Source organism: Mucilaginibacter sp. CSA2-8R, assembly GCF_038806765.1.
In the GTDB taxonomy this organism is placed as follows: domain Bacteria; phylum Bacteroidota; class Bacteroidia; order Sphingobacteriales; family Sphingobacteriaceae; genus Mucilaginibacter.
In genome coordinates this window covers 732,554-753,389 of record NZ_CP152389.1, presented here as the reverse complement: position 1 = coordinate 753,389, position 20,836 = coordinate 732,554, and the positions used below count along the sequence as shown (strand labels likewise).

The 20,836-nt window shown below is 42.2% G+C and carries 21 protein-coding genes; 11 read left to right on the top strand and 10 right to left on the bottom strand.

What is annotated here, in order from left to right; translation table 11 throughout:
• Positions 1 to 639, bottom strand: a complete 639-nt coding sequence (locus tag AAGR14_RS03260; RefSeq protein ID WP_342647167.1) for a 4'-phosphopantetheinyl transferase superfamily protein — start codon at positions 637 to 639, stop codon at positions 1 to 3.
• Between the two features lie 74 nt (positions 640 to 713).
• Between AAGR14_RS03260 and dcd the strand changes: the two genes are divergently transcribed.
• Both dcd and AAGR14_RS03250 read left to right on the top strand, forming a co-directional pair.
• Positions 714 to 1,250, top strand: a complete 537-nt coding sequence (gene dcd, locus AAGR14_RS03255; RefSeq protein WP_342647166.1) for a dCTP deaminase — start codon at positions 714 to 716, stop codon at positions 1,248 to 1,250.
• Positions 1,251 to 1,343: 93 nt separating this feature from the next.
• Positions 1,344 to 4,058 (top strand): TonB-dependent receptor plug domain-containing protein, encoded by a 2,715-nt coding sequence (locus tag AAGR14_RS03250; RefSeq protein WP_342647165.1) that lies wholly within the window; start codon positions 1,344 to 1,346, stop codon positions 4,056 to 4,058.
• A gap of 25 nt (positions 4,059 to 4,083) precedes the next feature.
• Here AAGR14_RS03250 and AAGR14_RS03245 read toward each other — a convergent pair whose 3' ends face one another.
• Positions 4,084 to 4,977 carry a hypothetical protein gene (locus AAGR14_RS03245; RefSeq protein ID WP_342647164.1) on the bottom strand — a complete coding sequence of 298 codons (894 nt, stop codon included), beginning with the start codon at positions 4,975 to 4,977 and terminating at the stop codon, positions 4,084 to 4,086.
• Between the two features lie 121 nt (positions 4,978 to 5,098).
• Between AAGR14_RS03245 and AAGR14_RS03240 the strand changes: the two genes are divergently transcribed.
• On the top strand, positions 5,099 to 5,380 hold the full coding sequence (locus AAGR14_RS03240) for an ATP-dependent Clp protease adaptor ClpS (RefSeq protein ID WP_342647163.1): 282 nt from the start codon (positions 5,099 to 5,101) through the stop codon (positions 5,378 to 5,380).
• 83 nt (positions 5,381 to 5,463) lie between these two features.
• On the opposite strand, the gene AAGR14_RS03235 is transcribed toward AAGR14_RS03240, so the two are convergent.
• Positions 5,464 to 6,891, bottom strand: coding sequence for an L-serine ammonia-lyase (locus AAGR14_RS03235; protein WP_342647162.1), 1,428 nt, complete (start codon positions 6,889 to 6,891; stop codon positions 5,464 to 5,466).
• A gap of 95 nt (positions 6,892 to 6,986) precedes the next feature.
• On the opposite strand from AAGR14_RS03235, the gene AAGR14_RS03230 reads away from it, so the two are divergent.
• The gene (locus AAGR14_RS03230; protein WP_342647161.1) at positions 6,987 to 7,433 is read left to right on the top strand and encodes a DUF5684 domain-containing protein; all 447 of its coding nucleotides are present in this window, start codon (positions 6,987 to 6,989) and stop codon (positions 7,431 to 7,433) included.
• A 10-nt stretch (positions 7,434 to 7,443) separates the two neighbouring features.
• On the top strand, positions 7,444 to 7,770 hold the full coding sequence (locus AAGR14_RS03225) for a DUF2752 domain-containing protein (RefSeq protein WP_342647160.1): 327 nt from the start codon (positions 7,444 to 7,446) through the stop codon (positions 7,768 to 7,770).
• A 4-nt stretch (positions 7,771 to 7,774) separates the two neighbouring features.
• On the opposite strand, the gene AAGR14_RS03220 is transcribed toward AAGR14_RS03225, so the two are convergent.
• Complete coding sequence (locus AAGR14_RS03220) at positions 7,775 to 8,518, bottom strand: RDD family protein (RefSeq protein ID WP_342647159.1); 744 nt, start codon at positions 8,516 to 8,518, stop codon at positions 7,775 to 7,777.
• Between the two features lie 92 nt (positions 8,519 to 8,610).
• Here AAGR14_RS03220 and AAGR14_RS03215 point away from each other — a divergent pair, with 92 nt between their 5' ends.
• From AAGR14_RS03215 to AAGR14_RS03190, 6 genes are read left to right on the top strand one after another with little or no spacing between them, the layout of a single operon-like run.
• Positions 8,611 to 9,576 (top strand): stage II sporulation protein M, encoded by a 966-nt coding sequence (locus AAGR14_RS03215; RefSeq protein ID WP_342647158.1) that lies wholly within the window; start codon positions 8,611 to 8,613, stop codon positions 9,574 to 9,576.
• Positions 9,557 to 10,444: a hypothetical protein gene (locus AAGR14_RS03210; RefSeq protein WP_342647157.1), complete on the top strand. Its 888-nt coding sequence runs from the start codon at positions 9,557 to 9,559 to the stop codon at positions 10,442 to 10,444. The genes AAGR14_RS03215 and AAGR14_RS03210 overlap by 20 nt, the downstream gene beginning before the upstream one ends.
• A gap of 2 nt (positions 10,445 to 10,446) precedes the next feature.
• Complete coding sequence (locus AAGR14_RS03205; protein WP_342647156.1) at positions 10,447 to 11,169, top strand: DUF4129 domain-containing protein; 723 nt, start codon at positions 10,447 to 10,449, stop codon at positions 11,167 to 11,169.
• Positions 11,166 to 12,338: a DUF4350 domain-containing protein gene (locus tag AAGR14_RS03200; protein ID WP_342647155.1), complete on the top strand. Its 1,173-nt coding sequence runs from the start codon at positions 11,166 to 11,168 to the stop codon at positions 12,336 to 12,338. Before AAGR14_RS03205 ends, AAGR14_RS03200 begins: the two co-directional genes overlap by 4 nt.
• A complete protein-coding gene (locus AAGR14_RS03195) occupies positions 12,339 to 13,316 on the top strand; it encodes a MoxR family ATPase (RefSeq protein WP_342647154.1) in 978 nt (325 codons plus the stop codon).
• A complete protein-coding gene (locus AAGR14_RS03190; protein ID WP_342647153.1) occupies positions 13,317 to 14,663 on the top strand; it encodes a DUF58 domain-containing protein in 1,347 nt (448 codons plus the stop codon).
• Between the two features lie 423 nt (positions 14,664 to 15,086).
• Here AAGR14_RS03190 and groL read toward each other — a convergent pair whose 3' ends face one another.
• The 6 genes from groL to AAGR14_RS03160 all read right to left on the bottom strand — a co-directional run bounded on the left by groL (position 15,087) and on the right by AAGR14_RS03160 (position 20,750).
• Positions 15,087 to 16,724: a chaperonin GroEL gene (gene groL / locus AAGR14_RS03185; RefSeq protein WP_342648724.1), complete on the bottom strand. Its 1,638-nt coding sequence runs from the start codon at positions 16,722 to 16,724 to the stop codon at positions 15,087 to 15,089.
• Between the two features lie 95 nt (positions 16,725 to 16,819).
• Complete coding sequence (locus AAGR14_RS03180) at positions 16,820 to 17,095, bottom strand: co-chaperone GroES (protein ID WP_169608311.1); 276 nt, start codon at positions 17,093 to 17,095, stop codon at positions 16,820 to 16,822.
• 242 nt (positions 17,096 to 17,337) lie between these two features.
• Positions 17,338 to 17,688, bottom strand: a complete 351-nt coding sequence (gene secG, locus AAGR14_RS03175) for a preprotein translocase subunit SecG (protein ID WP_342647152.1) — start codon at positions 17,686 to 17,688, stop codon at positions 17,338 to 17,340.
• An 8-nt stretch (positions 17,689 to 17,696) separates the two neighbouring features.
• The gene (locus AAGR14_RS03170) at positions 17,697 to 18,971 is read right to left on the bottom strand and encodes a hypothetical protein (protein ID WP_342647151.1); all 1,275 of its coding nucleotides are present in this window, start codon (positions 18,969 to 18,971) and stop codon (positions 17,697 to 17,699) included.
• A 22-nt stretch (positions 18,972 to 18,993) separates the two neighbouring features.
• The gene (locus AAGR14_RS03165; protein ID WP_342647150.1) at positions 18,994 to 19,479 is read right to left on the bottom strand and encodes an LptE family protein; all 486 of its coding nucleotides are present in this window, start codon (positions 19,477 to 19,479) and stop codon (positions 18,994 to 18,996) included.
• Positions 19,480 to 19,514: 35 nt separating this feature from the next.
• The gene (locus AAGR14_RS03160) at positions 19,515 to 20,750 is read right to left on the bottom strand and encodes a sigma-54 dependent transcriptional regulator (RefSeq protein ID WP_342647149.1); all 1,236 of its coding nucleotides are present in this window, start codon (positions 20,748 to 20,750) and stop codon (positions 19,515 to 19,517) included.
• Positions 20,751 to 20,836 lie beyond the last annotated feature (86 nt).

Sequence of the window (20,836 nt, the reverse complement as noted above, 5' to 3'; positions counted from 1 at the left end):
TTAGCCTTTTACGTAACCTATCATGTAATCTTCGTAGTGCAGATAATTAACTTGGTAATTTAAATCAATATCTCCCTTTTGCAAGTCTGCCTTCAAACTTCCCTCCGGTGCATAGACAAAGGGATGCAGTTTAATATGGTCTACAAACGATACCTCTTTTTGCCCATAGCATTTATAAATAGCCTCTTTAGCGCACCAGCACACGTATAAATGTTCAATTTTTTGTTCCGGGTTGATAAAGGCCATCTCGGCGGACCGTAAAAACTTGGGTGCAATACGCTCTACCTTTTGTTTCACCAATTCAATATCTATACCTACCGGGCGGCTTTTGCTAATCATTACGGCTGCATAATCAAACGAGTGACTAAGCGAAATCTGGTAGGGCATGTTAAATAAATACGGCTTGCCGTGGCTGTCTATCCGGCAATCAATATACTCGTTGGTATTAAGCATAGTGCGCAGTAAAACACGGGTACCCAACCAGTGTAAATGGCGTTTACCGTTAGCCAGTTGATCAACATAACTTTTTTCCTGCTCGTTAAGCTGCAACTGGTGGTACAAGGTTTCAGCATCTTCCTCAATACGCCACAAGGCAAATTCGGTATCCTCATCAACCTGCTTTCTGTATGCTATGGCCATAATAATTTACAAAAACAGAGCGCAAAATTAGCTTAAATAATTATAATTTAGCCCGGTTAACCCGTCACGGCAAAATGATTTTATCTGATAAACGCATACTCGAAGAAATTGAAAAAGGCAATATTATTATTGAGCCGTTTAAACGCGAGTGCCTGGGTACCAACTCTTATGATGTACATTTAGGTAAATATCTGGCTACCTATCGCAGCCGCGTATTGGATGCCAAACTTCATAACGAGATAGACTCTTTTGAAATACCCAAAGAAGGCTACGTACTACAGCCCGGCGTTTTATACCTTGGGGTAACTACCGAGTATACTGAAACCCACAAGCATGTACCTTTTTTAGAAGGTAAATCGAGCACCGGCCGTTTAGGAATTGACATACACGCCACGGCCGGCAAAGGCGATGTGGGTTTTTGCAATACCTGGACGCTCGAAATATCGGTAGCACAACCAGTACGTATTTATGCTGGTATGCCTATCGGGCAGCTGATTTACTTTGTAGTAGAGGGCGAGATTGAAACACTTTACAACACCAAAGAGAACGCTAAGTACAGCAACCCGACCACCCGGCCAGTTGAAAGTATGATGTGGAAAAATAAATTCTGATTTATGCGTTATTTACTTACAACTAAGTAAATTAACACCACCTTTATTGTTGTAAGCCACCATTTTGCAATAAGGGAAAACGCTAACAATACCATGAACTTTAAGAAACTCTTCGCCAGCCTTTTTATAATGGCTTTGGCTGTTATGGCTACAGGTTTTGCTGTACTGGATGACGATCCTATTCAGAAAATTGTTGCCCAGTTAGAGAAATGGATTGAAGAACGACCACAGGAAAAGGTATACCTGCAGTTTGACAAGCCATACTATGCCGTAGGTGATGACATATGGTTTAAAGCTTACATAACTGTAGGCCCCGACCATAAGCTATCGGCCCTGAGCGGTGCACTGAATGTAGAGCTGATTAACGAGCAGGATTCGGTAAAAAAATGGATTAAGCTGCCAGTATCCAGCGGTGTTACCTGGGGCGATTTCGCATTGAGCGATACCCTACAAGCAGGTAATTACCGGGTTAGGGCATACACCAACTGGATGCGCAATGCAGGCGAAGCTTACTACTTTGAAAAAAGTATTGCCATTGGTAATGCAGGCAACAATAATGTATTTACCAAAGCTACTTACAGCTACAGCAAGTTAAATAATGCCCAAAAGGTGGATGCCAGTATTAATTTTGCTGATCTTGACGGCACTCCTTATGCCGGTAAAGAGGTAAGCTACGCAGTTAAAATTAACGAAAAGCAAATACTCAAAAGCAAAGGCCAGACTGATGCACAAGGCAATTTGGCAGTCAGCTTTATTAACAGTACCGGCGCTGCCGTATCATCAGGCAGCATTATTACACACGTTAAAATTGCCGATAAGAAAACCGTGACCAAGACTATTAGCTTTAATTCAGTAGCAGGCCAGGTTGATGTTCAGTTCTTTCCGGAGAGCGGCAACCTGATAAATGGTATACGGTCAAAAGTTGCGTTTAAAGCCGTAGGTACAAACGGCTTGGGTGTTGATATAAAAGGAGTGGTTACCGACAATAACAACAACGAACTTGCTTTGATTAACACCAAGCATTTGGGTATAGGCGCATTTGCGCTAACTCCCGAACCCGGCAAAACCTATCAAGCTAAAATCACATACCCGGATGGTTCTCAAAATACTATTGCACTGCCCAAAGTACTTGATGCAGGCTACGTACTTACCGTAAATAACAATGATACGGCTAACATCAGCGTACGAGTAAATTCTAACAATGTAAATAGCAAAGATGCCTATCTAATTGCACAGTCGGCAGGTATAGTTTGTTATGCAGCACGTAACAAAGAAGGCAACGGGTCATTTGGGGCAGTCATTCCTAAAAGTAAATTCCCGTCGGGTATTGTACAGTTTACCTTGTTTTCCGGATCGGGTCAGCCTTTAAACGAACGCATTGCCTTTATACAACGTAATGCTGATCTGCTAAAACTAAATGTCAGTGCATCATCTGCTACCTCTGCCCCGCGCGAAAAGGTGAAGATTAACCTGGATGCAGCTAATAACAACGGTCAGCCGGTAGTCGGTGTATTTTCGGCCGCCGTGATTGATGAATCAAAAGTACCTGTGGATGAAGCGGCCGAAACTACCATCCTTTCGCAGTTGTTGTTAACCTCAGATATTAGAGGATATATAGAACAACCCAATTATTATTTTACCAATACTACTGCCGCCACCATTACCGACTTAGACAACCTGATGCTAACGCAGGGCTATCGCCGGTTTGACTGGAGCCAGATTGTTAACAACCAATTTCCGCCAATAGAGTATCCGGCCGAAAAAAGCCTTCAAATATCAGGTACAATTAAAACTTCGGGAGGCAAACCTGTGCCGAACAGCAAGGTCACTTTGTTTACCACTTCAGGAGGCGCATTTATTTTGGATACCGTTGCTGATAGCCAGGGGCGCTTTGCTTTTAAAAACTTAATTTTTAAAGACAGTATCCGTTTTGTGCTGCAGGCGCGTAATGCCAAGGGCGGCAAAAATGTAGATATTATATTAGATAAATCGCCGGAGCAAGCTGTGGTTAAAGCCCGTAATGTATCAGCCGCCCAAAGTTCAGCAAGCGCAGCACTGATATCTTACCTCAAAGCAAGCAAGAAGCGATTTGAGGAAGAATCAAAATATGGCATTGGCAATCATGCTATTGTGCTGAAAGAAGTAGTAGTTACCGAAAAACGGAAGCCCGCCATCACCAACTCATCTAATTTGAATGGCGCCGGTAATGCCGACCAGATCATTACCAGCGATGTGCTTGATAAATTAGGTTGCACTACTATTGACCAGTGTTTACAAGGCAGGTTGCTTGGGGTAATTTTTCAGGGTGGTATTCCCTATTCAACCCGTAGTATGGGCAGGCCAATGCAAATCATTGTTGATGGTGTTTATGTTGATGGAAATTACCTCTCATCTATCCCCCCCATGAACATAAGCAGCATTGAAGTATTGCGTACCATTGGCAATACTGCTATATACGGCAGCCAGGGTGCTAATGGTGTTTTAATAGTAAATACCAAGCGCGGCGGCGAAATTAATTACAATGCCTCGCAGATGTATTCTCCGGGCGTAATGACCTACACGCCCAAAGGATATTACTCGGCACGGCAGTTTTATGCCCCCAAATACGACGACCCGAAAACTAACCAGGTGGTAGCCGATTTGCGGAGCACCATACATTGGGTACCCAATATTTTAACTAACGATAAGGGTAACGCCTCGTTTGAATATTTTAACGCCGGTAGTAAAGGTACTTACCGGGTTGTTATTGAAGGCATAGACGGCGACGGCCATATTGGCCGCCGGGTGTATCGTTACCAAGTACAATAAAATGAATTTTATCTGTCGAAAGCGCTTACTGCGCTTTTGACAGATAAAATTTTTCCCAGAAATCTTCTGATTTGGTTAAGGCACTACGGTCAAAATCGCCGCCGGAACCGCCGCCACGCATGCCGCCACGACCCATGCCGCCACGACCGCCGCCAGCCAGACCCATACCTCCACCCATGCCGCCGCGGCCCATACCACCGCCCATCCTGCCGCCGCCACCACCCATGTTACCAGAGGCACGCCCATCACCATTACCGCCTGACGGCCTGCTAATGCCATTTACTTTAATATTAAAGGCCCATTCGTTTTTTGCAATGTCATCAGCATCAAAAAATTTAAGAGGAATGGCAGCTTCATAAATCAGGTTACCTTCTTCATCAAAACTCAAAGCAGCTTTAAAACCGTAAGAGTTTGTAGTGGTGATAATGTCGTAGTCAATATCTTTAAAGCCTGTCACTTTCATATTGCGCAATTGTGTTAAACGGGCTTTCCGCATTTCGTCACGGTTCACGCGTTCACTTTGCTCAGTTGCATTACCGCTTTCGTCTGGCTTAGGCAGCATAGGCAACTGCCCGTTGTTTTGTTCGGCTACCGGAAACGTTAAACTATAGGCGTCTTTTTTTTTGCCTTTTGGGTTAACGCTCCAGGTTAAACCGGCCCGCATAATACGCTCCTGCTCCATACGGTCGTTAAAGCGAATAGCTAGGTACAGGTTCTGTTTGTCGTTGGCCAGCGTATAATTCAGTTTTTTGTCGGGGTTATAGTAGCGCAGCGAGTCGCCCCAATCGTTAATGTTGCCATCAACAGTAATTTTACCGGGGGCGGGTGCCATATTACTATTATGTTGCTCAGATTGAGCAAATGAGCTTGCAGCAATACTTAATAAAAGCCCTGCCGAGAGTGAAAGTTTGCGTAGCATTGTAAAGAAAAGATTGTTTTATAAGAGTGCGTTTGCCGGCTTTAAACCGGCTTAACTTTATGCACAAACTGCATTTTAACACTTTTATTATACTTTTTTAAGTAACTTTGTACTTACTATTATGCCAACTGAAGTACAGGAAGAAACGCTAACGCTTGAAGAGATATTAGCGAGCTTAAAAGAGATGCATCGCCTGATTTTGTGGAACGATGACGTGAACAGCTTTGAGCACGTTATTTACTGCATGATGAAATACCTGGACTATTCTGAAACACAAGCCGAAAAAATTGCCTGGAAAGTGCACAACGAAGGTAAATGTGCCGTTTTAGAAGGCTCGTTCACCGAAATGGAAGTATACCGCAAAATATTACAGCAAGAAGGCCTTACCGTTTCTGTGGATTAAAAGCGGGTTTTCTATCCTAATTTACTTACTCGATGCATGGCAACTCAACAGCTATGCAACGCATGGTTATTCATCACTCAACATCAACACTCCGGCAAACTGATCGGAATATTGATTGCCAATCCGCCATCAGAGGTTTCTTTATATTTAGAATTCATGTCCAGTGCGGTTTGCCACATGGTTTTCACCACAGCATCCAGGCTTACCTTGGCGTTATCGGGGTTAGTTTGTAAGGCCAGTTGTGATGCAGTAATCGCCTTAATTGCACCCATTGTATTACGCTCTATACACGGCACTTGTACCAGGCCGCCTATAGGGTCGCAGGTAAGGCCCAGGTGATGCTCCATGGCAATTTCGGCAGCCATGAGCACCTGCCTTTGCGAACCGCCTAAACATTCGGTAAGTGCTGCTGCGGCCATTGCTGATGACACCCCGATTTCAGCCTGGCAACCCCCCATTGCAGCCGATATCGTAGCTCCTTTTTTAAATATGCTTCCAACCTCCGAAGCGGTCAGTAAAAATTGGATAATTCGCTCCTCACTAAACCCATCACAAAAAACAATATAATACATCAGTACTGCTGGTATTACACCTGCAGCTCCGTTGGTTGGCGCGGTTACTACACGTCCAAACGAGGCATTTTCTTCGTTTACGGCCAAAGCAAAGCAACTTACCCAATCCAAAGTGTTTTGGAAGCCGTTACCCGTTTGCCTGATGGCACTTAACCATTCGTCAAAATTGTTATAACTGCGATCGCCGATCAGCTTTTTATTTAACCCTGCAGCACGACGGGCTACATTTAAACCGCCGGGTAAACACCCTTTGGTATGGCAGCCCCTATAGATACATTCTTTAATGATTGTAAATATCTGTAGCACACCCTCTTTAGTATTTATTTCGGGGCGCCACGCCTGCTCGTTCTCCATCACTACCTCGGATATTTTTAACCCCGTTTTGCGGCACCAATGCAGCAATTCGTCGGCAGTATCAACCGGAAAGGGCAAATCAACTTCGGTTGCCATGTTGCCAGCACCGCCTTCTTTCACTACAAAACCGCCCCCGATAGAATAGTAAGTTTCTGATACGGCTTTTCCGGTACTTAAAAAAGCCTGAAAGGTTACGGCATTAGGATGGTAAGGCAAACTTTGGTCGAAAAGGAAAAGCAAGTCATCCTCCGCAAAAAAACTCACTTCGTGATTGTCGCCTAACATCAACTGGTGCAGGCGGTGTATTTCGGCAATAGTGGCATCCAATTGGTCTACCGCAAAGGTAACCGGGTCATGGCCGCATAAACCCAATAGTATGGCAATATCAGTACCGTGCCCTTTGCCGGTTTTAGCCAGTGAGCCATAGAGTAATATTTTAACCTGCACTACACTATCAAGCGCATCTTGCTGCTGCAGCGCCTGTACAAACTGTTGTGCTGCCCGCCATGGCCCCAATGTATGTGAACTTGACGGACCTATACCAATTTTAAAAATATCGAATACCGAAATCTGCTCTCTTTGCATGCCTCACAAATTTACATATAGTAAATGGCTCAACGCTATTGGTTATGTTAAATTATATAAATACCTTAACCGTCAAATCAACACTTTAACACAATATGGAAAACTACGACAGCTATTCTTCTTCTGCCTCAGGCCCAATCTCAGGTGTATTTTTAATTTTTGCTCTTGCGATCTGGATATTTGTCATCGCCGGTTTTTGGAAAGTTTTTGTAAAAGCCGGTAAACCAGGATGGGCAGCAATAATACCTATTTATAACATTATCGTATTACTGGAGATAATTGGCAAACCGGTATGGTGGATTATTTTGTTACTGATACCTTGCGTTAATATCGTATTTGCCGTATGGATGTACAATTTATTAAGTAAAAGCTTTGGACAAAATGAAGGATTTACCGTTGGCTTGTTGTTACTGCCTTTTATCTTTTTTCCGCTATTAGGCTTTGGAAATTACGCCTACTTAGGTCCCGCTGGTATGGTTAACAATTTTAATGACAGTAATTACAGAGACCCTTTTGATAATAGAACACCTCCGCAAGTGTAAGTAATTGTTTATGAGTTACGCTATTTATTGTTTTTGCAGTCAGTTGGCATTAGTAAACTGGCTGCAAAAACATTTGCTACCCTGCCCTTTTAAATATATGACGGGTATTGACTGCCCTGGCTGCGGATTTCAAAGGTCGGTAATTATGCTTTTAAGAGGAAATTTAAAACAAAGCCTCCATTTTTACCCGGCAGCTATTCCGCTAATGGTACTTATGCTCATCCATTTTTTTGATCGCCGGTATCATTTTGATAAAAAGAATTGGATAAAAACACCTTTGGCTGTTGTTACGGGTTCAATCATCCTGGTAAGCTACATTGTCAAGATGACCAATTGAAATATCAAATAACCGATTCCCGCGATACGAGGTAATTATAGTCTTTGATTATCGTTTGCAAAAGTTGCAGGCTATCCATCTCCGGCTTAGGCTGAATACTCAAATATTCTGAAATTTTTTGACCCATATTATAAACCACTGCTGTATTACCCGTTTGCCGGTAAGTTTGTATTACTTCGTGTATCAACTCAATATCGCGGTCGTTTAACTGAGACGCTTCGTTATAAACAGGTTCATAGTTTAGTTCGGCAGGTGTAAAAGCAATTTTATCCTGTTGCGTACGTGGCTGGGTTTTAATTAAAGTTGTGCCGGCCACCATATCGCCAACACGCTGCCTCTTTTCTGATACCGCTATAGAGATTATCCCGCATAAACTGGAAGTAAAAGTAAAATCAACAATTCGGAATAACCAGCGCAACAGGTATTGCCCAACGGTAGGCTGCGCACCATCTAAACTTATTACTTTAATTTTACGTACACGCTTACCTATGCTTTGCCCGTTCATAAATATTTCACAGATCAAATCGTAAAATACATACATGCACACGTAAACTATCAAGCCTGCAATTAAAAAGGTTTCACTAAAACCTGTGTAACTATTGGTCATCACAGCCAAAATAATACATAAAATCATCAGTAGCATAAACAAACCTAAATCAACAAGTCCAGCCAGTATACGGTCGCCTAAATCAGCCACTTCATAATCAATATCAATATTTTGAGAGGTGTGTACGGTTACAGTTTGCATGCTAACAAATATATTATTCAAATCGGTTGATACCATTGAAAGATATTATTTTTCTCGCTATTTTAACACGGTTTTTATAATTCACCTAAGCCATGCGCGAACCCTTATTTGTTAAACAAAACTCGGCCAAATGGAAAAGCTTTGAAGAAGGTGCCAAAGGCACTCCTGATGAGCTGGCCGATCGTTTTATACAAATAACGGATGATTTAGCTTATGCCAAAACCTTTTATCCTAAATCAAAAACCACAGCTTACCTTAACGGACTGGCAGCAACCCTGCACCAATCTATTTACAAAAACAAAAAAGTAAAAAGCAACCGCTTTAAGCTATTCTGGCAATACGAGTTACCACTGTTGTTTAAAACTTATCAGCGCCAGTTGTTGTACGCATTTTTGTTCTTTGTATTGTTTTGCCTGGTTGGCGTATTTTCAGCTAAATACGACAACAACTTTTTACAAATTGTACTTGGGCCTGCGTATGTAAACATGACTAATGAAAATATTGCAAAAGGCGACCCATTTGGCGTATACAAATCTCATAACGAGTTTGCAATGTTTTTTCAGATAGGGGCCAACAATATTTTTGTATCGTTCATTACGTTTGTAGCGGGTATTTTCGGGTCGGTGGGTACAGTATATTACCTGTTTAAAAACGGGTTAATGCTGGGCTCGTTCGAGTATTTCTTTTTTAGCAAGGGCTTAGGATGGCAATCTATTTTAGTAATCTGGATACACGGTACGCTCGAAATATCGTCTATCATTATTGCCGGCGGTGCCGGATTGGTATTGGGCAATAGTTTACTGTTTCCGGGCACTTACAACCGCTTAATCTCATTTAAACGGGGTGCCAGGGATGGAATGAAGATTGTAATGGGCTTAGTGCCTATTTTTATAGTAGCCGCTTTTTTTGAAAGCTTTATTACCCGGCATACCGAAATGCCTTTATGGCTCAGCCTGCTTATCCTGGGTTCATCACTGGCATTTATTATTTGGTACGTTATTATTTATCCTAACCAATTATTTAACAATAAAACCTTACATGCAACAACCGAAGATTGAGCTGGCTAAAACCCGCGACCTGGGTGAAGTAATCAGTGATAGCTTTACCTTTATCCGCCAAAATTTTAAGCCGCTGTTTAAAACCGTATTTACTTTTTGCGGCTTGCTTATTTTAGCCAGCGCTGCTACTTTTACGCTGCAGCAGTTAAAGGTATTAGATCTGCAAAAACACATTTTTGAAAACAGATTCGAAACTTTTAGTACCATGTCCGACCGCTTTGGGATAGAGTACGCCTTGAGTATGCTCTTTATGCTGCTTAGCTATACACTCATGAGCACAACTGTGCTTAGTTATATGGCAATATACAAGCAAAAGGGCAATATTGCCCCAACTACTGAAGAGGTTTGGGGGTATGTTAAATATTATTTTTTCCGTATTTTGTTGGGTAATGTTTTGCTTACCCCGCTACTCTTAATTGCTACTGCGCTTTGTTTTGCTCCGGGAGTTTATGTTTACCCTATTTTCGGCTTGATATACCCTATTATGGTGATAGAGAATGCGAGTTTTGGGTATGCCTTTAACAGAAGCTTTAAATTAATTAATAATAACTGGTGGAGCACTTTTGGCGCATTAATTATAATGGTATTGATTATGTACGTTGCCTGGATGATTTTTTCTATTCCCAACACCATTATTACCGTCCTTAGCGCCCTAACCCACGGCCGTATTAGTAGCTCGCCGATATTTACCGTTATTGGCAGTGTACTGCAACAGGTAGGACAAGTACTGTACGTATTGCCAATAGTTACTTTAGTAATGTGTTATTTTAATTTAACAGAGATCATAGAAGGCTCCGGGCTGATTGACCGTATTAACCAGTTTGGTAGCAACTCGACCAACAACCAGTTACCTGCCGAAGAATATTAAGCATGCGCTTTACTTACGCCTTCGTTATTTTGTTTTTACTTAACTGCTGTGCCTGGGCAGCAAAGCCTTTAAAAGGTAAAGCTGTATTGCGCAATGACAGCAGCATAGTGCAGTTAAAACATTTTGATGATGCTGAACTGGCCCGGCTTAAACAAAAACCAGAATTTCAATACAAAAGCGAAACTACCGGACCATCTTTATGGTCGAGGTTTTGGCGTTGGTTCTGGCATTTATTTGATGGAGTAGATACCCCACAGCATACAAACCTGTTGTTTATTGTTTTAAAATATTTATTTCTATCGCTGGGGATAGCCGCCATCGTATTCATTGTTTTAAAACTGGCCGGGGTAGACGTACGCGGGCTAATTAAACGTAAACCAGCCGATGCCCGTATACCTTTTACCGAAACGCTCGAAAACATTCATGAGATTGATTTTGATTTGAACATAGATCAAGCCATTGCAGAGCACAATTATCGTTCAGCCGTCAGACTGTTATATTTAAGGGCACTTAAACAATTAAATGATGCGCAACTAATTAACTGGCAAATTGATAAAACCAACGCGGCCTACATCAACGAGTTAACCAATGCTAACCAGCGCGAAGCTTTTGCCGTACTTACCCGCCAGTTTGAATTTGTTTGGTATGGCGAGTTTGCTATCAATAGCCAGGCATTTCAAAACATTAAAACGCTGTTCAGCAACTTTAAACAAACGCTGGCATGAAAGATTTTAAAATCATCACCTTATGCGGCGCACTGTTACTTATTGTTTATTTGGTAGCCCAGTATAATAAGCCAGCACCGGTTAACTGGCAGCCTACACTTTACTACGAAGATAAAATTCCGCTTGGCACCTATGTGCTGTACCAGCAGTTAGAAAGCTTTTATCCGGGCAGTGAAAAGGCTCAGACTAATGCACCTTTATATAACGTGCTGCATCAAACCGGTATAAAGGGCAATTATTTTATTATTGCAAAAACCATTAATTTAAGCAAGAGCGATGTAAACGAGCTTTTTAAATTTATTAAGGCCGGTAACACTGTTTTCATGACCGCCTTTAATTGGGAAGGGCAGTTACCCGATACGCTTAAACTTAAAATTCAGGCCGAATTTGAAAAAAACAACACGCCGGTCAACTTTGTAAATCCCCGGCTCAAACGTTTGCAAAACTACCGCTTTAAGCGCGATTTAACCAGCCAGTACTTTAGCCGCTTTGATACGGCCAAAGCAATAGTGCTTGGTAATAATGCATTAGCACACGCTAATTATTTACAGTATCCATTAGGTAAAGGATATTTATACCTTAACGCTAATCCGCAATTGTTTACTAATTATAGTTTGTTAACTCTGGATGGTGCAGAGTATGCAGCCAAGGCACTCTCCTACTTACCGGCTGGCAAAAACGTTTATTGGGATCACTATCAAAACAAAGACATACCCGAAGATGAGTCGCCGCTGCGGGTAATATTTGCTCATGACAGCTTGCGATGGGCTTATTACCTCATCTTGTTAACAGCATTGCTTTACATTACTTACGAAGTAAAGCGCAGGCAACGCATTATTCCGGTTGTAGAGCCCTTAAAAAATAACACACTTGATTTTGTTACTGTGGTTGGCCAAGTATATTATGAGCAGCGTGACAACAGTAATATTGCCCATAAAAAAATTACTTATCTGCTCGAACACTGGCGTACCCGGTACTATCTTAAAACCAGTAAACTCGATAAGGAGTTTACCGATGCCCTGATCAAAAAAACGGGCATCGAGCCTGCATTTATCAAAGGCCTCGTTAACCTGATTAATTATACGCAGGTGCAGCCCAAGGTAACCGACCAGGAACTCATTGCATTGAATAACGCTATCGAAAATTTTTATTCACTATCCGGTAAATAAATGGAAGAAGAAATATTTAAACAACGAACCGATTTGAGCAAATTAAGCGAGGCGGTTGAACTGATGAAAACAACTATTGGCCAAATTGTGGTTGGCCAGCAAGAAACCGTTGAGTTACTGATTGCCGGTATACTGGCCGACGGTCACCTATTGATTGAAGGTGTGCCCGGTGTAGCCAAAACGTTAACAGCAAAATTGATAGCCCGTGCCATTGATGCACAATACTCCCGCATACAGTTTACCCCCGATTTGATGCCATCAGACGTTATTGGCACTGCTGTATTTAATCCTAAAACTACAGAGTTTGAGTTTAAGCAGGGGCCGGTGTTTGGCAACATCATCCTGATTGACGAAATAAACCGGGCCCCCGCCAAAACGCAGGCGGCTTTGTTTGAGGTAATGGAAGAACGGCAGGTTACGGTAGATGGTGTACGTTACCCGCTGCAAGAACCCTTTGTAATTTTAGCTACCCAAAACCCGGTAGAACAAGAAGGCACTTACCGGCTGCCCGAAGCCCAATTAGACCGGTTTTTGTTTAAGATAGAAGTTAAATATCCAACCCTCGAAGACGAAATAGCTATCCTGACCCGCCAGCATCAGCACAAAACTGCAAACCAGTTGAGTGATATTGAACCGGTGCTAACTGCGCAAGACATTATTGGCCTCCGCAAGCAGGTGCGCGAGTTGTACGTAGAGCCTAAAATACTGGAGTTTGTAGCCAAAATTGTTCATGAGAGCCGTAACAGCAAATCACTTTACCTGGGGGCATCGCCAAGGGCATCTTTGGCCATTATTAATGGAGCCAAAGCGCTTGCTGCCATGAAAGGCCGCGATTTTGTAACACCCGAAGATGTGATCTGGATAACGCCTGCCGTGTTACGCCACCGTATTATGCTTACGCCTGATAAAGAAATGGAAGGTATTACACCCGACGAAATAATAGCTCAGTTAATTCAGAAAATTGAAATCCCACGCTAATTGAAAAAGCTGACCGGCCTGTTTTATACCAATCTGTTTTTAACTAACCGCTTATGGACTATACTCATAAGCTGCATTGTATGCTTTATCTTCAGTTTCTTTTTCGGGTGGCTTGGCGTGGTGCCTTACGTGCTCTTGGGGGCCTGTGTGCTATTGATACTTACCGACTTACTTTTGCTATACCAAACTGCCAACGGTGTTTTTGCGCGCCGCCAAGCACCCGAACGGCTAAGCAACAGCGACGACAATGAACTAAGCATCTATATTGAGAACTTCTATCCTTTTGCCATACAGGCGGGTGTAATTGACGAAATACCACATCAGTTTCAAAAACGTGATGTGTGGTTTAAAACACATTTAAAATCCCGGCAGCATAAGATACTCAGTTATATTTTAAAGCCGTTAAAACGCGGCAAATACGATTTTGGCCTTATCCGGGTATTTGCAAGTACGCCACTTGGTTTGATAAGCCGGCGTTACAATTTTAAAGAAGATGAGGTATTGCCGGTTTACCCATCGTTTTTACAAATGCGGCGTTACGAATTGATGGCTATATCTAACCGGCTTAATGAGATCGGCATCAAAAAAATAAGGCGCCTGGGTAACAGCACCGAGTTTGAGCAAATCAAAAACTATGTATCCGGAGATGACTACCGGGCTATTAACTGGAAAGCCTCTGCCCGGCACGGCAGCCTGATGACCAATGCCTATACCGACGAAAAATCGCAGCAGGTGTACTGTATCATTGATAAATCGAGGGCGATGAAAATGCCATTTGATGGTTTGAGCCTGCTTGATTATGCCATTAACGCCAGCCTGGTGCTCTCCAACGTAGCTCTGCTTAAAGAAGACAAAGCCGGACTGATTACGGTTGCCGAAAAGATTGGTGCTGTTATACCAGCCGAGCGCAAACCTGCCCACATCAACAAAATACTGGAGGTATTGCATAAAGAAAAAACCCGCTACCTGGAAACCAACATGGAAATGCTGTACACTACCGTACGACGGGTGATTAAGCAGCGCAGCCTGGTGGTATTTTTTACTAACTACGAAAGTATGTCGGCATTACAACGGCACCTGCCCTTTTTAAAAAAGATAGCCGGCTTTCACTTACTGTTGGTGGTGTTTTTTGAAAATACTGAGTTAAAAGCCCTAAGCCAGCAACCCGCAGTGGATGTAGAAGGTATTTACATTAAAACGATTGCTGAAAAATTTGCGTACGATAAAAAGCTAATTGTAAAAGAACTGGCCAGGCACGGTATCCAGTCTATACTAACATCGCCACAAAATTTAACGGTGAGTGCGGTAAACCGCTATTTAGAATTAAAGGCAAGACAAAAAATATAATTTGCCTTACCTTGCCTGCAAAGTGTAAATACTTTGAATATGGATGGGTGTATTTATGTAGTGGTTTAGCTTAAAATGCATTAAGCCAACTCGTTTTGTTAAGACATTAAGCTTACAAACAATTCCGGACCTTTGATTATCACCCACTCAAATATCCTTGCCTGCAATTGTCTCTTCACTTGGGTAATTTGTTTCATAATGTTGATAACATTGCAAATGATATGCCTCTCATGGTGACTATTTAATATTTAATACAAAAATAAAATAGTTTATACTTAAATGTGTCATTAGTTAATCATTTGATTAACTAAAATCAACCTAAACAACGATTTTATCAGGCCGTACAGTTTTAAAAACAAGAAACCCTGTCTAATAAATTAGACAGGGTTTCTGTAGTGTATATTATTTTAGTATGATTGTTGATTACATCATACCACCCATGCCACCCATTGGAGGGGCACCGGCACCAGCTTTTTCATCTTCCGGATCGTCGGCTAACACACACTCGGTGGTTAACAACATAGAAGAGATAGAAGCTGCATTTTCTAAAGCTACACGAGATACTTTAGTTGGATCGATTACACCAGCACCAATCAGGTTCTCATATTTATCAGTACGTGCATTGTAACCAAAGTCGGCAGTACCTTCTTTAACCTTTTGCACCACGATCGAACCTTCAATACCTGCGTTTTCGCAGATTTGACGTAATGGCTCTTCGATAGCACGTTTGATGATCTGGATACCAGTTTTCTCGTCTTCGTTAGCACCTTGCAGGTCGTTTAAGGCAGCAACGGCACGGATGAAGGCTACACCACCACCAGCAACAATACCTTCTTCAACAGCAGCACGGGTTGCGTGTAAAGCGTCGTCAACACGGTCTTTTTTCTCTTTCATTTCTACCTCGGTAGCTGCACCTACGTATAATACAGCCACACCGCCTGATAACTTAGCTAAACGCTCTTGCAGTTTTTCTTTATCGTAATCAGAAGTAGTAGTTTCGATCTGAGCTTTGATTTGGTTAACGCGGGCTTTAATACCTTCTGCATCTCCAAAACCATTAATTACAGTAGTGTTATCTTTGTCAATAACTACTTTCTCAGCAGTACCTAAGTAGCTCAGGTCGGCATTCTCTAATTTATAACCACGCTCTTCAGAAATTACAGTACCACCAGTTAAGATAGCAATATCTTCCAGCATAGCTTTACGACGATCACCAAAACCAGGTGCTTTAACAGCAGCCACTTTCAGTGAGCCACGGATTTTGTTAACTACTAAAGTAGCCAAAGCTTCGCCATCCAAATCTTCAGAGATAATTACTAAAGGTTTGCCGGTTTGCACTTGTTTTTCCAGGATTGGAAGCAATTCCTTCATTGAAGAAATCTTTTTGTCGTAGATCAGGATATAAGGGCTATCCAGTTCTGCTTCCATTTTATCAGCGTTGGTTACAAAGTATGGAGAAAGGTAACCACGGTCAAACTGCATACCTTCTACAGTTCTTACCTCAGTTTCGGTACCTTTAGCTTCTTCAACAGTAATTACACCGTCTTTGCCAACTTTACCCATTGCATCAGCAATCAGAGAACCGATAACCTCATCGTTGTTGGCTGAAATAGAAGCAACTTGTTTAATTTTATTATTGTCTTCGCCTACAGTTTGAGATTGCTCTTTTAAGTTAGCAACAACCGCAGCTACAGCTTTGTCAATACCACGTTTCAAATCCATAGGATTGGCACCGGCAGCAACGTTTTTAATACCTGCAGTAACAATAGCCTGTGCTAAAACAGTAGCCGTTGTAGTACCATCACCTGCAATATCAGCAGTTTTTGATGCTACTTCTTTTACCATTTGTGCACCCATGTTTTCTAAAGAATCTTTCAGTTCGATTTCTTTAGCTACAGTTACACCGTCTTTAGTGATAGCAGGAGAACCAAATTTTTTGTCGATAATTACGTTACGACCTTTAGGACCTAAGGTTACTTTAACTGCATTAGCCAAAATATCCACACCACGTTTTAGAGCATCGCGTGCCTCAACGTTGTATTTAACTTGTTTTGCCATAATTTTTTAATGAATGTTTTTTTTAATGATAGATTGAGTGAACGACGGTATTACAATACTTCAGTACCAGTCCTTCAGCCTTTCCGGCATTTATTTAATTATAATATTCCGTATATGTCTGATTCGCGCATCATCAGATACTCTTTACCATCAATGGTAATTTCGGTACCACCGTATTTGCTGTATAAAACGTTGTCACCTACTTTAACAGTCATAGGCTCATCTTTTTTACCGTCACCAACAGCTACTACAGTTCCTTGTTGAGGCTTTTCTTTAGCAGTATCCGGAATGAAGATACCAGACGCAGTCTTTTCTTCGGCAGGAGCAGCTTCTACTACTACTCTGTCGCCAATAGGTTTAATGTTTAATGACATAATTATAATTGTTATACTTAATTGTATGGTTTGCTAGCTTTTGAACATGAATTATGCCAAGCCGGTAAAGTATTACCAATTGACATAACAAGCTGTTGTATTGTCAGTATTGTATGAAAGGGTTTAAACTATGCAGGACACATTTACCTTATATCAACATGACAATGCCATGATGACAGGCGCTATAAAACTAAAAAAGGCTTCGGAAATTCCGAAGCCTTCTTGTATTAACTTATTGTTATTTATTTTTTGGTGCTGTCTGCAGGTTTAGCAGGCAATGATAATGGCGCTGATGATGTACCTACCGGGCCAGTTGGCTTAGAAGCTTTCTGGATCTGATCGCGGTAATCAGAACCTGATGCAGTGCTGCCACCTTTTAAAGCTACGTTGATAGCTAATGAAAGTACCATTAAAGTTATGGCTAAAATCCAGGTTCCTTTTTCAAGGATGTCACCGGTTTTTTGCACACCTAACAACTGCGATGAGCTAGAAAAGTTTGAAGATAAGCCGCCACCTTTAGGGTTTTGGATTAATACAATTACCCCTAACAGTATACAAACCAGGATAGCAAGAATGATTAATACTAAGTACATTTTATGCGTTAATTTATTTTCTTTTGTAAAATTTCAATCTGGTTGGCAAAGTAACGCCTTTTTTCCGGATTTTTCAATATTAATATTTTATAAGCAGCTATGGCTTTGGAATATAACATCTGGTCAGCGTAAATGCGGGCCAGTGTTTCGGTAATCATCTCGTCCTGGTCTTCGCTGCTATGGCGTGCTTTGTTTTCGTTATCCAGTTTATCGCCGGTTGGGGGCTTAATCTGCGGATCTTCCTGCAAAAACCGCTCTAAAATTCCGTCTTCCTTTTTACGCTCTTCGGGTACCTCGGTTACAGGCTCAGTTTTTTCTGCCGGGGCGTTAGCTACAGGCTTATTGCTGGTGTAAGGCTGGTAGTCTGCACTATGCTTGCTTCGTGTTTTATCCAGCCACCATAAAAAGCTGTAAGGCATTTTATCGTCGTGGTAACGTGTTACCTGTCCTTCTTCAACATTTGCAGCTGATGCTTCTTGTGGTGCGGCAGTTTCCTGTTTCAAAACCTTCTCTGTCCCTTCATCCAGCACAATTTTGTTCCGGTCAATAAAAGCAGCATCAAAAACAAAATAGTTGCTTGCCGCAATGTTTTCGATAATAAGTTGCTGGGTTTCGGGCAGCGGCACAGGTGCTGCAACCGGTAACTCTGTTGCCGGCTCAGACACAGGTTCTTCTTCCTGTTCGGCATCGGGCTCTGCTGTTGGCATTTCTTCAGCTACCGGCTCAACATCTTCAGCTGCTGGCGAAACATCTTCTACCGTATTTTCGACAGTATGGTCTTCTACTACAGGCGCTGGTTCGGCAACTGACTCTTCCAATAAATTCTCAGTCTGCGCTGCAGGTTCATCCTGGTTATTTACTATAGATGGCTGCTCAAGCGTAGTAATTTCTTCTGGCTGCGTTGCAATTTCGGCAACAGGTTCAGCTTCTGTTATTTCCGGTTGACTTTCTTCAACAACCGGGTTTACTGTTTCTGCCGCTACTTCTGCCAGGTTACTTGAATCATTATTTTTAAAAATAATTTGAGATTCGTTAACTGCAGGCAAGCCGGATGTTCGTAATACTATTTTTTGCAAAACGGTACTATCGGCAAAACCTGCAGCGGCACGGCTTAAATGGGCGGTATCGCCCGAGTACCGCGCCTGTAAGGCATATAATAGCCCCATCTGCGGAAAGCGATCTACCAGCATCTGTAACTGATTCATCTGCTCCTCGTTAAGACGGCCAGGGTTAATTAGCAGTTGCTTAAATATATCGTTATAAGGGTGATGATCTTGTTGCACGTGGTTGAAACTACTAAATTGATTACCAGTTTGCAAAAGCTTTATTAAAAATATCCTCGGTAAGCTGTTGATTAATTACCTGTATTAACCGCTGTTCTTGTGAGTTAATATCGCCTGTAAAATCCGTATATCTCGAAAAAGACTGTTCAAAATCAGGAGATTTTTTCTTGTCTTTATAGTTTACATACTTTACGTTAACCGTTATAGTTAAGCGGGTAGCGGTGGCCAAAGGAGCTGTATTATTATTGGTAGCCTGTACCGACACCGGTGCATAACTAAACCCGGTGATAGCACCTTCCATAGTGGCATCAGCCTCTCCCCTTACAATACTCAACCTCGATTGTGAACGGATCCTATCCTTCAGCGCTTCGGTAAATGATAAGCTTAAGTTGTTTACTACCAGAGGTGCCGTATTTTCAAAATACTGCACGTTAATCGTTTTCATATCAATAGGTATAGACGCACCGCTCAGCGTTATGGAGCACGATGAATATACCATGGCTGACATGACCACAACTAAACAAAAAAGCCTTTTGAGTAACATTATAAATTTAATTCTTTTATTTTTCGGTACAGCGTACGCTCTGATATCCCCAACTCGTGGGCGGCCAGTTTGCGTTTACCTTTATGCTTTTTTAATGCCTTACGTATCAAGTCTGACTCTTTTTCAATTAACGACAGTGATTCTTCTACCTCTTCGGCATGGGGCGTAATGATTGCATCATTATTATGTGTATTAACAACGGGCTGCTGTATAGTAAATTGTGGCTCTGGACGTGCAGACAGCTCAATATCATGATAAAGCTGACTTAAAGCCTGTGTGTTGGGCGTATAGTTGTTAGGTATACCACCGCCATGTTCAATAATTTCAGCAACCAGCTTTTTTAATTCTACCATGTCGCGCTTCATATCAAACAGTACCTTATATAAGATATCCCGCTCCGAAAAATCTTCACGGTTCTGGTTGTCTACACGCATAGGCAGGTTACTGCGGCCTGCTTCTTGTGGCATATAGCTTAACAGGGTAGCGGCCGAAATGGTCCGGTCACGCTCTAACACGGCCAACTGTTCTGCCAGATTTTTTAATTGGCGTACGTTACCCGGCCAGCTATAATTTGAAAGCACCTGTTGCGCACCCTCATCCAAACTTAATGCAGGGGTGCGGTACTTGTCGGTAAAGTCTGCCGAAAACTTACGGAACAATAAAAAGATGTCTTCTTTACGGTCGCGCAGGGGCGGTATGCGTAATGGGACGGTATTAAGACGGTAATATAAATCCTCACGAAACTTACCGGCCTTTACGGCTTCGTACACATCTACGTTGGTAGCGGCTATCACCCGCACATTGGTTTTTTCGACCTTAGACGAACCTACCCGGATAAACTGGCCCGACTCCAAAACCCGTAGCAATCGCGCCTGGGTACCTAATGGCATCTCTCCTATCTCGTCTAAAAAGATGGTACCGCCGTTTACCGTTTCAAAGTAACCTTTACGCTCGCCTATAGCACCAGTGTATGCCCCTTTTTCGTGGCCAAACAATTCCGAGTCGATAGTACCCTCGGGTATGGCGCCGCAGTTTACGGCAATAAACGGCCCATGCTTGCGCGGACTTAAATTATGTATAATATGCGAAAAGGCTTCCTTCCCGCTTCCACTTTCCCCGGTAATCAGCACCGAAATATCGGTAGGCGCTACCTGGTTAGCAATATCTATAGCCCGGTTCAATATCGGCGAGTTGCCGATAATCCCGAAGCGTTGTTTAATTTCTTGTACGTTCATAGAGTGTGTAGATGTGCAAATGTGCAGGTATGCAAATGTGCAAATGACAGGTATGAATGTCTATAAGCCGTTGTAACCATTAAAAC

Excerpts from the sequence above, each read along its gene's own strand:
- AAGR14_RS03235 (WP_342647162.1), bottom strand. The coding sequence starts at position 6,891 with ATGCAAAGAGAGCAGATTTCGGTATTCGATATTTTTAAAATTGGTATA.
- AAGR14_RS03225 (WP_342647160.1), top strand. The coding sequence starts at position 7,444 with ATGAGTTACGCTATTTATTGTTTTTGCAGTCAGTTGGCATTAGTAAAC.
- AAGR14_RS03240 (WP_342647163.1), top strand. The coding sequence starts at position 5,099 with ATGCCAACTGAAGTACAGGAAGAAACGCTAACGCTTGAAGAGATATTA.
- AAGR14_RS03180 (WP_169608311.1), bottom strand. The coding sequence starts at position 17,095 with ATGTCATTAAACATTAAACCTATTGGCGACAGAGTAGTAGTAGAAGCT.
- AAGR14_RS03250 (WP_342647165.1), top strand. The coding sequence starts at position 1,344 with ATGAACTTTAAGAAACTCTTCGCCAGCCTTTTTATAATGGCTTTGGCT.
- AAGR14_RS03160 (WP_342647149.1), bottom strand. The coding sequence starts at position 20,750 with ATGAACGTACAAGAAATTAAACAACGCTTCGGGATTATCGGCAACTCG.
- AAGR14_RS03215 (WP_342647158.1), top strand. The coding sequence starts at position 8,611 with ATGCGCGAACCCTTATTTGTTAAACAAAACTCGGCCAAATGGAAAAGC.
- AAGR14_RS03220 (WP_342647159.1), bottom strand. The coding sequence starts at position 8,518 with ATGCAAACTGTAACCGTACACACCTCTCAAAATATTGATATTGATTAT.
- AAGR14_RS03165 (WP_342647150.1), bottom strand. The coding sequence starts at position 19,479 with ATGTCAGCCATGGTATATTCATCGTGCTCCATAACGCTGAGCGGTGCG.
- AAGR14_RS03205 (WP_342647156.1), top strand. The coding sequence starts at position 10,447 with ATGCGCTTTACTTACGCCTTCGTTATTTTGTTTTTACTTAACTGCTGT.
- dcd (WP_342647166.1), top strand. The coding sequence starts at position 714 with ATGATTTTATCTGATAAACGCATACTCGAAGAAATTGAAAAAGGCAAT.
- AAGR14_RS03195 (WP_342647154.1), top strand. The coding sequence starts at position 12,339 with ATGGAAGAAGAAATATTTAAACAACGAACCGATTTGAGCAAATTAAGC.
- AAGR14_RS03210 (WP_342647157.1), top strand. The coding sequence starts at position 9,557 with ATGCAACAACCGAAGATTGAGCTGGCTAAAACCCGCGACCTGGGTGAA.
- AAGR14_RS03200 (WP_342647155.1), top strand. The coding sequence starts at position 11,166 with ATGAAAGATTTTAAAATCATCACCTTATGCGGCGCACTGTTACTTATT.
- secG (WP_342647152.1), bottom strand. The coding sequence starts at position 17,688 with ATGTACTTAGTATTAATCATTCTTGCTATCCTGGTTTGTATACTGTTA.
- AAGR14_RS03230 (WP_342647161.1), top strand. The coding sequence starts at position 6,987 with ATGGAAAACTACGACAGCTATTCTTCTTCTGCCTCAGGCCCAATCTCA.
- AAGR14_RS03260 (WP_342647167.1), bottom strand. The coding sequence starts at position 639 with ATGGCCATAGCATACAGAAAGCAGGTTGATGAGGATACCGAATTTGCC.
- AAGR14_RS03245 (WP_342647164.1), bottom strand. The coding sequence starts at position 4,977 with ATGCTACGCAAACTTTCACTCTCGGCAGGGCTTTTATTAAGTATTGCT.